Source organism: Mesorhizobium sp. M7A.F.Ca.CA.004.12.1.1 (genome assembly GCF_003997835.1).
Classification (GTDB): Bacteria; Pseudomonadota; Alphaproteobacteria; order Rhizobiales; family Rhizobiaceae; genus Mesorhizobium.
This window is the reverse complement of the sequence record NZ_RZRK01000207.1, coordinates 1-8,611: the sequence shown is the minus strand read 5'-3', so window position 1 is coordinate 8,611 and position 8,611 is coordinate 1. Positions and strand designations below refer to the sequence as shown.

12 protein-coding genes are annotated in these 8,611 nt (G+C 64.2%); all 12 read left to right on the top strand.

From position 1 onward, the window contains the following. Positions 1-140 precede the first annotated feature (140 nt). Genes EN984_RS13370 through EN984_RS13315 form a run of 12 tightly spaced genes read left to right on the top strand, consistent with a single transcriptional unit; the run spans position 141 to position 8,354 of the window. On the top strand, positions 141-581 hold the full coding sequence (locus EN984_RS13370; protein WP_127269937.1) for a hypothetical protein: 441 nt from the start codon (positions 141-143) through the stop codon (positions 579-581). After that, on the top strand, positions 581-940 hold the full coding sequence (locus tag EN984_RS13365; protein ID WP_127266761.1) for an HNH endonuclease signature motif containing protein: 360 nt from the start codon (positions 581-583) through the stop codon (positions 938-940). The genes EN984_RS13370 and EN984_RS13365 overlap by 1 nt, the downstream gene beginning before the upstream one ends. Continuing rightward, positions 937-1,251 carry a hypothetical protein gene (locus EN984_RS13360; protein WP_127266762.1) on the top strand — a complete coding sequence of 105 codons (315 nt, stop codon included), beginning with the start codon at positions 937-939 and terminating at the stop codon, positions 1,249-1,251. Before EN984_RS13365 ends, EN984_RS13360 begins: the two co-directional genes overlap by 4 nt. 38 nt (positions 1,252-1,289) lie before the next feature. After that, entirely contained in the window at positions 1,290-2,639 is a 1,350-nt protein-coding gene (locus tag EN984_RS13355; RefSeq protein ID WP_127266782.1) for an MT-A70 family methyltransferase, read from the top strand. Further along, the gene (locus EN984_RS13350) at positions 2,636-2,848 is read left to right on the top strand and encodes a hypothetical protein (protein ID WP_127266763.1); all 213 of its coding nucleotides are present in this window, start codon (positions 2,636-2,638) and stop codon (positions 2,846-2,848) included. The genes EN984_RS13355 and EN984_RS13350 overlap by 4 nt, the downstream gene beginning before the upstream one ends. Then, positions 2,845-3,279, top strand: a complete 435-nt coding sequence (locus tag EN984_RS13345) for a GNAT family N-acetyltransferase (RefSeq protein WP_127266764.1) — start codon at positions 2,845-2,847, stop codon at positions 3,277-3,279. The genes EN984_RS13350 and EN984_RS13345 overlap by 4 nt, the downstream gene beginning before the upstream one ends. Continuing rightward, complete coding sequence (locus EN984_RS13340; protein WP_127266765.1) at positions 3,276-6,116, top strand: DNA methyltransferase; 2,841 nt, start codon at positions 3,276-3,278, stop codon at positions 6,114-6,116. The genes EN984_RS13345 and EN984_RS13340 overlap by 4 nt, the downstream gene beginning before the upstream one ends. Beyond that, positions 6,113-6,841 (top strand): hypothetical protein, encoded by a 729-nt coding sequence (locus tag EN984_RS13335; protein WP_127266766.1) that lies wholly within the window; start codon positions 6,113-6,115, stop codon positions 6,839-6,841. The genes EN984_RS13340 and EN984_RS13335 overlap by 4 nt, the downstream gene beginning before the upstream one ends. Next, positions 6,834-7,142 carry a hypothetical protein gene (locus EN984_RS13330; RefSeq protein WP_127266767.1) on the top strand — a complete coding sequence of 103 codons (309 nt, stop codon included), beginning with the start codon at positions 6,834-6,836 and terminating at the stop codon, positions 7,140-7,142. Before EN984_RS13335 ends, EN984_RS13330 begins: the two co-directional genes overlap by 8 nt. Next, a complete protein-coding gene (locus tag EN984_RS13325) occupies positions 7,139-7,507 on the top strand; it encodes a hypothetical protein (RefSeq protein ID WP_236383315.1) in 369 nt (122 codons plus the stop codon). Before EN984_RS13330 ends, EN984_RS13325 begins: the two co-directional genes overlap by 4 nt. Beyond that, the gene (locus tag EN984_RS13320; protein ID WP_127266768.1) at positions 7,504-7,797 is read left to right on the top strand and encodes a hypothetical protein; all 294 of its coding nucleotides are present in this window, start codon (positions 7,504-7,506) and stop codon (positions 7,795-7,797) included. The genes EN984_RS13325 and EN984_RS13320 overlap by 4 nt, the downstream gene beginning before the upstream one ends. Next, entirely contained in the window at positions 7,794-8,354 is a 561-nt protein-coding gene (locus EN984_RS13315; RefSeq protein ID WP_127266769.1) for a hypothetical protein, read from the top strand. Before EN984_RS13320 ends, EN984_RS13315 begins: the two co-directional genes overlap by 4 nt. Positions 8,355-8,611: the final 257 nt, after the last annotated feature.

The window sequence follows — 8,611 nt, the reverse complement described above, 5'->3', positions numbered from 1 at the left end:
GAAACCAGCGAGGCGGTGACATCGCTCGCGGCAGTCGTCGCCGGGCGTTCCGACATCGCCGCGGCAAAGCGGGCGGCGGTTCGCGAGATCGACGAAGGCATCAGCTCGCTCTACCGGGCGCGCCGGAAGGTGGCAGCGTGATGGCCAGCCTTGCCCGCCGTGACCCCGAAGAGCGCGCCGACAGCTTTTACCGGTTCTCGGTGAAGTGCGACCGGTTGACGAACCTCAAGATCGAAGCCGCCGCGCGCAAGGCGGGGGTCAGCTCTACGACCTTCGTGCAGCGGCACTTCGAAGCGATCGTTGACGAGCCGCCGGATGACACCGGCTTTTGCGCCGATGCGTTCGCCCGCCAGCACGGCGTTTCGAGCCAGGCCGCAAAGCTGTGGAACGTCATGCGCAGGGAAGCCAATGCCGCAGGCGTGGTGAGCGGCGGCCTGCGCGAGTTCGCCAGCGCCGCCAGGATCAGTGCCGGGCATGGCAGCGACTACATGGCCGAGCTGATCGACACCGGCCTAGTCACAACCGTGGTGCGACCGGCGTCGCGCAACCCCGGGTCCTATCGCATGGCGAAGGTGTCCTGATGTTCGACCGCCGCGCCCACATCGCAGAGCGTATCAACGCCGCCATCGATATCCGCGATGGCGGTTTCAGCACGCCGTGCTGGTTCTGGACTATGGGCGACAGCGGCACCGGTCGCGGCGGCGGCTATCCTCGCATGAAGCTGAACGACCGCACGGTCGCCGCTCACATAGTCAGCTTCACCAATGAATTCGGCTATGTGCCGCGCAACAAGCAGATCGACCACAAGTGCCACAACCGGCGCTGCGTCAATCCGGATCATCTGGAGATGGTCAGTCACATCGAAAACCAGAAACGGCGTGACGCCGCCAACGGCGTGGTGCGGCGGAAGCGCAGGCGGCGGAAGGCGGTGAAGAAATGAAGGCCCTCCCTGGGAAAATCCAAGTCGTCGACATGGCCACGGGTGAGGTGACCGAAGATCGGGAGGCCTCTTGTGGCCTCATGCCTCCCGCGTTGGACGCGTGTCATGTGTGCGGCCATCGTCCAGCGCACGGTTCAGACGAGCCGCACAACGCGCAAAGCCTCTACTACCAGTATGCGTTCTATGCCGATAACGGCCGCTGGCCGACCTGGCGAGACGCGATCGCGCACTGCTCGACGCCTGTTCGCGAGGGGTGGGAAGCGGAGCTTCGCAGGCGTGGCGTGTGGCCTGCCGAAGAGGTGGCCAAGTGAGCGACCTTCTAGCGCACCCGCTGGCCGAACTGTTTCCGATGCTGTCGGAGCAGGAAATGCACGAGATGGCCGACGACATCGTCACCTATGGCCAGCGCGAGCCGATCGTGCTGCTGGACGGCAAGATACTGGACGGGCGCAACCGCTATGCCGCGTGCGTTTTCGCCGAGGTCGAGCCGGTCTTGGTCGACTATGACGGCGATGATCCGCTCGGCTTCGTGCTGTCGCTGAACTTGCACCGCCGGCATCTGTCGGAGAGCCAACGCGCCATGGTGGCGGCGCGGCTGGTCGACTGGGATATCGGCATCAACCAGAGCACCGCCGGGTCAGCAAATTTGCCGACCCGGGAGGCAGCTAGACGGCTGTCGATTTCGGAACGCGCGGTGATCGCCGCCAAGCGCATTCGAGACCATGGTGCGGCCGAACTGATTGAGGCCATCCGCGACGGCCGGGTTTCCGTGCACGCCGGCGAGGCGCTGTCCGACCTGGCTGTCGAGGCGCAGCGTGAGGTGCTGGCGCGCGAGGAAAAGCACATCGTGGCGCGGGCGAAAGAGATCCGTGCCGAGCGGCAGAAGCTGCGCCACGCCGTGCGGCTGACGCATATGGACATGGTGCGGGCCAACGGCCGAGCCACGGCGCCGGGCAAGCTCAAGCGCACCTATCCGGTCGGCTATCTCGATTGTCCGTGGAAATATGGTGTCCGCTCGGAAGTGACGGGGCGCGAAAAGAGCGCCGAAAACCACTATCCGACGATGACGACCGACGAGATCATCGATCTGTTGAAACAGCTCGATCCGTTCAGCGAAAACGCCGTCATCTATTGCTGGGCGACCAACCCGATGCTGCTCGACGGGTTGCGGGTGCTGGCCGAGCTCGGCTTCACCTATGTGCATCACTGGATCTGGGACAAGGAAGTTGCCGGCACCGGCTATTGGGGCCGCGACCGTCACGAAATCCTGCTCATCGGCCGCCGCGGCGATGTCGCCGCGCCCTTGCCTGGCTCGCAGCCGGAGACGGTGCACCGCGAGCGCAAGACAAAGCATTCCGCCAAGCCGGATTTCTTCGCCGAGACGATCGAGCGGCTTTTCCCCGGAGTGGCCAAGATCGAACTGTTCTGCCGCGCGCCACGGCCGGGCTGGGATCATTGGGGCTTTGAGGTTGGAGATTTGCCGGAAGCGGCAGCCGAGAAGGTGGGCGGGGTTGCCAGTGCCTGCAGCGCCTTAGTCATGCGGAGAGAACTGGACGTGAACGCCAGCGAGAATGGCGTGACAGCCGGAGAGACGGGTAGCGACACCTGCGAGCGAGCAGCCGCCGAAAGTGGTGCGACAGCCGGAGAGACGGCACCTGTTTCCAAACGAGGGCGCCCGCGCAAGGCGGTGCCGGCATGACCGAATTTACGAAACATCTCGCCTTCGCCCGCGCCGACGCGCTTGAGCTGCGTAGCTTGCTCAAGCGGACTGAGGATATCCCGCCGGATCAAATGGCTGCTCACCTGGCGGCCCTGCGCGTTCAGCACGCGATGATTGGCCGTGATCTGGACAGGCTCCAGAAGGCGGTGCCCGCCTTCGCCAAGGCTACGGAGGGCAGGCCGGCATGACGATCCGTTACATGAACGTGCCTCTGGCGCCCGACTGGATGAAGATTGCGAAACGCTTCTTCGCCAGGATGATCACTGAGGGGGCGATCGATGCCGGACGGGAGAAACTGACAGGCTTCGAATGGGGCGTGTTCGCGCTCGAAGGAACGGGGCAGCGGTCAAAGCCGGTCGGCATGGCGATCTACTACCAGCCGGAAGGCCATGACCTGGTCTGGCTCGATCTGCTCTATGTCGAGCCGTCGCATCGTGGCCTCGGCATCGCCACGGCCCTGATCGAGCGCACGTCCGCAGCGGCTGCGACGATGGGCGCGGGGCGACTGGATTTCGGCGCGCTCTGTCACAACACCCGGATGTTCGCCCTGGCCGAGAAATGCGGCTTTGCCCAGATTGCGGTGCAGTTCGGGCGCGACATCAAGGCGGTGCCGGCATGAACGCGCTCGCCTCCGACGATCCCTACCTGACCTTCCTGCGCGGCAAGATGCAGCTGGCGAAAGCCGACGGCTTCGATGTAGCACTCGACGACATCAACCCGGCCGGTGCCCCGCATTGCCGGGCGATCGTGCGCTGGGCGCTGAAGGGCGGCAGCCGCGGCATCTTCGCGTCGTTCGGGCTGCACAAGACGTTCATGCAGATCGAGCTGATGCGCCTGATCGGCAAGTTCGCGCCCGGGCTGCGATTGATCGTCATTCCGTTGGGGGTGCGGCATGAGTTCTTCGCCGAGGCGGCGGAGCGGTTCCAGGGTGAATTCGGCGTCACGCTGAAATTCATCCGCAGCGATGCCGAGGTCGACAGCGCCGACACGATCTACCTGACCAATTATGAAAGCGTGCTGGCCGGCAAGATCGACGCGTCGCGCTTCGTTGCCGCCAGCCTGGACGAGGCGGCGGTGCTGCGCGGCTATGGCACCAAGACGTTCCAGACATTCCTGCCGCTGTTCAAGGCGGTGCGCTTCAAGTTCGTCGCCACGGCGACGCCGTCGCCGAACCGGACCAAGGAACTGATTCACTATGCCGGCTTCCTCGGCATCATGGACACCGGCCAGGCGCTGACGCGGTTCTTCCAGCGCAATTCGGAGACGGCCGGCGACCTGACGCTGTTCCCGCACAAGGAAGATGAGTTCTGGCTGTGGGTGCACAGCTGGGCGGTGTTCCTGCAATCGCCGTCGGATCTCGGCTTTCCCGACGACGGCTATGTGCTGCCGGCGGTGACGGTGAACTGGCACGAGGTGCCGATCGACCATTCGACGGCCGGTTACGACCGCGATGGGCAAGGCCTGCTGATCCGCAACACGGCGCTCGGCGTGGTGCAGGCCAGTGCCGCCAAGCGCGACAGCCTGGCAGCCCGCATCGACAAGATGAGCGCGCTGCTTGCCGAGGATCCTGCTTCGCACGCCCTGCTGTGGCACGACCTCGAGGATGAGCGGCGGGCGATCGAGGCGGTGGTGCCGGGCGTGCGCTCGATCTATGGCACGCAGGGGCTGGACCCGAACGAACAGAACGCCATCGGCTTCAAGGACGGCAAGTTCAAATACCTGGCCACCAAGCCGGAAATGTCGGGGGCCGGCAACAATTTCCAGAAACACTGCCACTGGGCGATCTTCGTCGGCGTCGGCTTCAAGTTCCATGACTTCATCCAGGCGGTGCACCGCATCGTGCGCTTCGGCCAGCTGCAGGAATGCCGCATCGACATCATCTTCTCGGAAGCCGAGCGCGAGGTGCGCCGCAACTTGGAAGGCAAATGGGCCGAGCATGAGCGGCTGATGGCGCGCATGGCGGAGATCATCCTCCGCTATGGACTCGACGGCCTGCCGCTCGACGACGTGCTATCACGCTCGATCGGCGTCGCTAGACGTGAAGAGCGCGGCGACATGTTCGTCATCGCCCACAATGATGCGGTGCTGGAGGCGCGCCAGACGGCAAGCGCCAGCGTCGGCGAGATCGTCACCTCGATCCCGTTCGCCAACCACTACGAATACACGGCGAGCTACAACGACTACGGCCACACCGACGACAACGACCATTTCTGGGCGCAGATGGACTTTTTGACGCCGGAGCTGCTGCGCATCCTGCAGCCCGGCCGGCTGGCCTGTATCCATGTCAAGGACCGGGTGCTGTTCGGCTCGGTGACCGGTGAAGGCGTGCCCACCGTGTCGCCGTTCCACGCCGAGGCGATCTTCCACTATCTGAAGCACGGCTTTCAGTACATCGGCATGATCACCATCGCCACCGACGTGGTGAAGGAGAACAACCAGACCTACCGGCTGACCTATTCCGAGATGATGAAGGACGCCACCAAGATGGGCGTCGGCTGTCCGGAATATGTGCTGCTGTTTCGCCGGCCGCAGAGCGACCTGTCGCGCGGCTATGCCGACCAGCCGGTGGCGCATGCAAAACCGCTGGTGGTTGCGGCCGATGGCCAGCACGAGCGCTGGAGCGATGGCGACCGCCGGCCGCAGGTGCCCGACAGCGGCTACACGCTGGCGCGCTGGCAGCTCGACGCGCACGCCTTCTGGCCGTCGTCAGGCGACCGGCTGCTGACCACCGATGAGCTTGTACGGCTCGGGCCGAAGCCGCTGCGGACGCTGTTCCAAAAAGTCTCGGAAGAGGCGATCTACGATTTCGAGATGCATGTGAAGCTGGGCGAGGAACTGGCCGCGCGCGACAGCCTGTCGAAGACCTACATGACGCTCGATCCGCCTTCGAAGCATCCGGCAATCTGGACGGACGTGGTGCGCATGCTGACGCTGAACGGGCAGCAGGCGTTCCGCAACCTGGAAAAGCATGTCTGCCCGCTGCAGTTCGACATCGTCGACCGGCTGATCGACCGCTACTCCAATCCCGGCGACATCGTCTACGACCCGTTCGGCGGGCTGATGACCGTGCCCTATCGCGCCATCCTGAAGGGCCGGCGCGGGCAGGCCTCCGAACTTTCCGACACCTATTTTCGCGACGGCACGCGCTACTGCCGCGAGGCGGAAGCCAAGCGCGCCGTGCCGACCATGTTCGACATGCTGGGCATTGATGAGATCGACCAGGCCGTCGAGGCGAAGGGCAAGCAGAAATATCGCGAGGCCGTGGCGGAAACGATCGCCGAGGCGCGAACCACCAACCGGCGCACGTTGCGGGCACTGCGTGATCGGTTGCTCACCCTGTCCGATGACGACCTTGCACGCGAATGGAACGGGTTCGACGACGGCTTGCTCTACGCCTACGGCGAGGATGGCGATGAGCTTGTGATCGGTGGCAATGTTGCGGAGGCGGCGGAGTGACCTTCCTTGGCTGCGAAACGATCTATGGCACCGACGGCGAGTATTCGACGCCGTACATGACCCGTCTATGGTTTGGCCGGCTGCGCCTGCACATCTTCCATCGTGGCGATGCCGATCCCAATCCTCATGACCATCCGTGGGATTTCTGGACGTTCCCGCTGACCAGCTACGTCGAGGAGTTCACGCTCCCGATACTCGAAAGTGATCGCGATCATGCCGAGTTGCCAATGGTGGCCCTCAAGATGGGATGGGCTACCAAGCGAAGGCTGGTTCGCGCGTTTCGCATCCACCACCGCAATGCCAGATACCTGCACAGGGTTCTGGGGCGCTTCTCAGGAGAATGGTGGCACGACTGGCCCGGGCGGGTGCGTGGAGCCCCGCCTCTGCCGTGTTTCGATGGGCGCAAGATCATCACCATCGTCTGGACTGGGCGACCATCACGAAAGTGGGGATTTTTCCGCTACCGTGACGGTACCTGGTGTTGGACGCCGTGGCGGGAATACATCTTTGGCGGCGGAAAGCACGCACCGTGCGAGCCGCCCCAATACGATCCCGATAAGAATTCAGCAGGTTGTTATGCAGCCGCGATCGAGGCGAAGCGGCTCCGAGGAGATGCACATTATCCCGAGCCGAAAGAGCGCGCACCGGATCCTGAGACCGAACGCCAGTTGAAGGAGCTGAAGCGTGCGCTTGACCGCAAGCTGCGGGAGGCCGGCAATGGCTGACCCGTTCGACCGCGACCGCTTCGCCGCAACCGTGCGCCGCCGTCTTGACGGCGTCTCTGTCCGCCAAGCTGTGGACGCCTTCCCTGCGCTCAACGTCGCCATGATCACACGGGCCAAGCAGAGCCGCTCAAACCTGACGGTGGGCAGCTTCCTGACCCTTTGCAAGGCGCTTCGACTGCGACCGATGGATTTCTATCTCGCCGATGTGAAACGCCGCCGTGTGACGCGGAAAACACTGCTTAGTCAACCTGTTACAGCATGCGTTCCATGTGAAACGCGGCATGAAGGCGATGCGCGATGACTGGTTCTTGGAAGGCCGAACAAGACCGCCAGTCGCAGGAATTGGCGGAGATCATCAATCGGGAGGATGGATGGATGACCGATTTCATGCTCCCGATCCTGCGCGAGTTGCACGATGCCGATGGTGATCGCGCGCGCGCCGACACCCTGCTCCGCATGCCCGATTCCGTGATCCTCAAATATCACGAGGTCATCGCAGCCGCCTGTCGCCGGGCTGGGTTCGAAGCCGGCTGGAACTTCGTCGCATTGCGGCTTTCGCTTGGTCTCGCCGTGCGCGATGCCGCAGGCATGCCGCCCGCTGATCTCGCCGCCAGTGCCGAACTGTTCCGCGCCGGCCTGGCTGAATTCGCGGGAGGTGCTTCATGACCGCGCTCGGCAGACAAGTCGATCCCCTTGCCCGCGCGCTGGCGCCCGTGGTGCGCGAAATGCTGATGGCGGAGGTCGAGCGAATAGCGGCTGCGATCCCGGCAGCAAAGCCGAGGACAATCAGCAAGGCCGATGACGACATCATGGAGGCGTGTCGCCAGGTTGCCGGCGCGGCCGACCGTTTGGCGCAGGCGAAGTTCGGTGCAGGCGAGATCGCCGCTCGTAAATCGCTGGAACGGGCGGCGAAGGTCTTGGGCCGCGCCATGCGCAAACACGGGCGCATGCCATGAACGCCGCCGTTCTCTCGCCCAACGCGACAAAGCTGCTCGCCATCCGCGAGTCACTCGCGGCCATCGCGCCGGCCGATTGGACGCGCGTGCATGGCGAGGCCGGAGCCTTCGTAGAGGCGCGCGGCGAGATGGGCGAATTGCTGGTGCTGCTGCGCTTCGATGCCGCGACGGTCGACGAGATCGACTTCGTCTGCAATGCGCCGGACACCGTGGCCTTCCTGCTGCGGCTGCTCGACGATGCGTTCGGCAAGATCCGTGACTTAAGGGGCGAGCCGGCGCCACGCCGCCAGATCGAGCAGCGCGGCGAACCGGCGGCGAGCGACGTGAAAAACTTCGCCGCCGAGTGCGGCATGAAGTGCCAGGAGCCGGCGTTCAAGGTGTTCCTGCATGAGCGGCATGGGCTGGAAAAGCCACTGACCGACGAGCGCGTGGCGCAAAAGGTGCGCAGCCTGCTCGGCGTGCAATCGCGAAAAGAACTCAACAATGGCGGGGCGGCAAGCGAAGCGTGGAAAGCGCTGCGCGCCAGCTTCGCCGCATGGCTGAAGGCGGAACGATGAACGCACCCTTTTCACTCGACAACCGGATGACGGTCGTTCTCTCCGCCGGCATGGGCGGTGGCTGCGATGGGCTGGTGCGGCATGCCTTTGCGGAGGCTGCGGAATGAGCGAAGTCCTCTTCTACGTCGGACTACACCAGCCATCCGATGGTCAGCATTTCGGCCGCGCTTGTATCAGCTGGCGGCGGTTGCTCGGCCGCAAAAAGCCGCTCGGTTGCGGCGAGGTGCTGATCGATAGCGGTGCTTTTACCGAGGTGG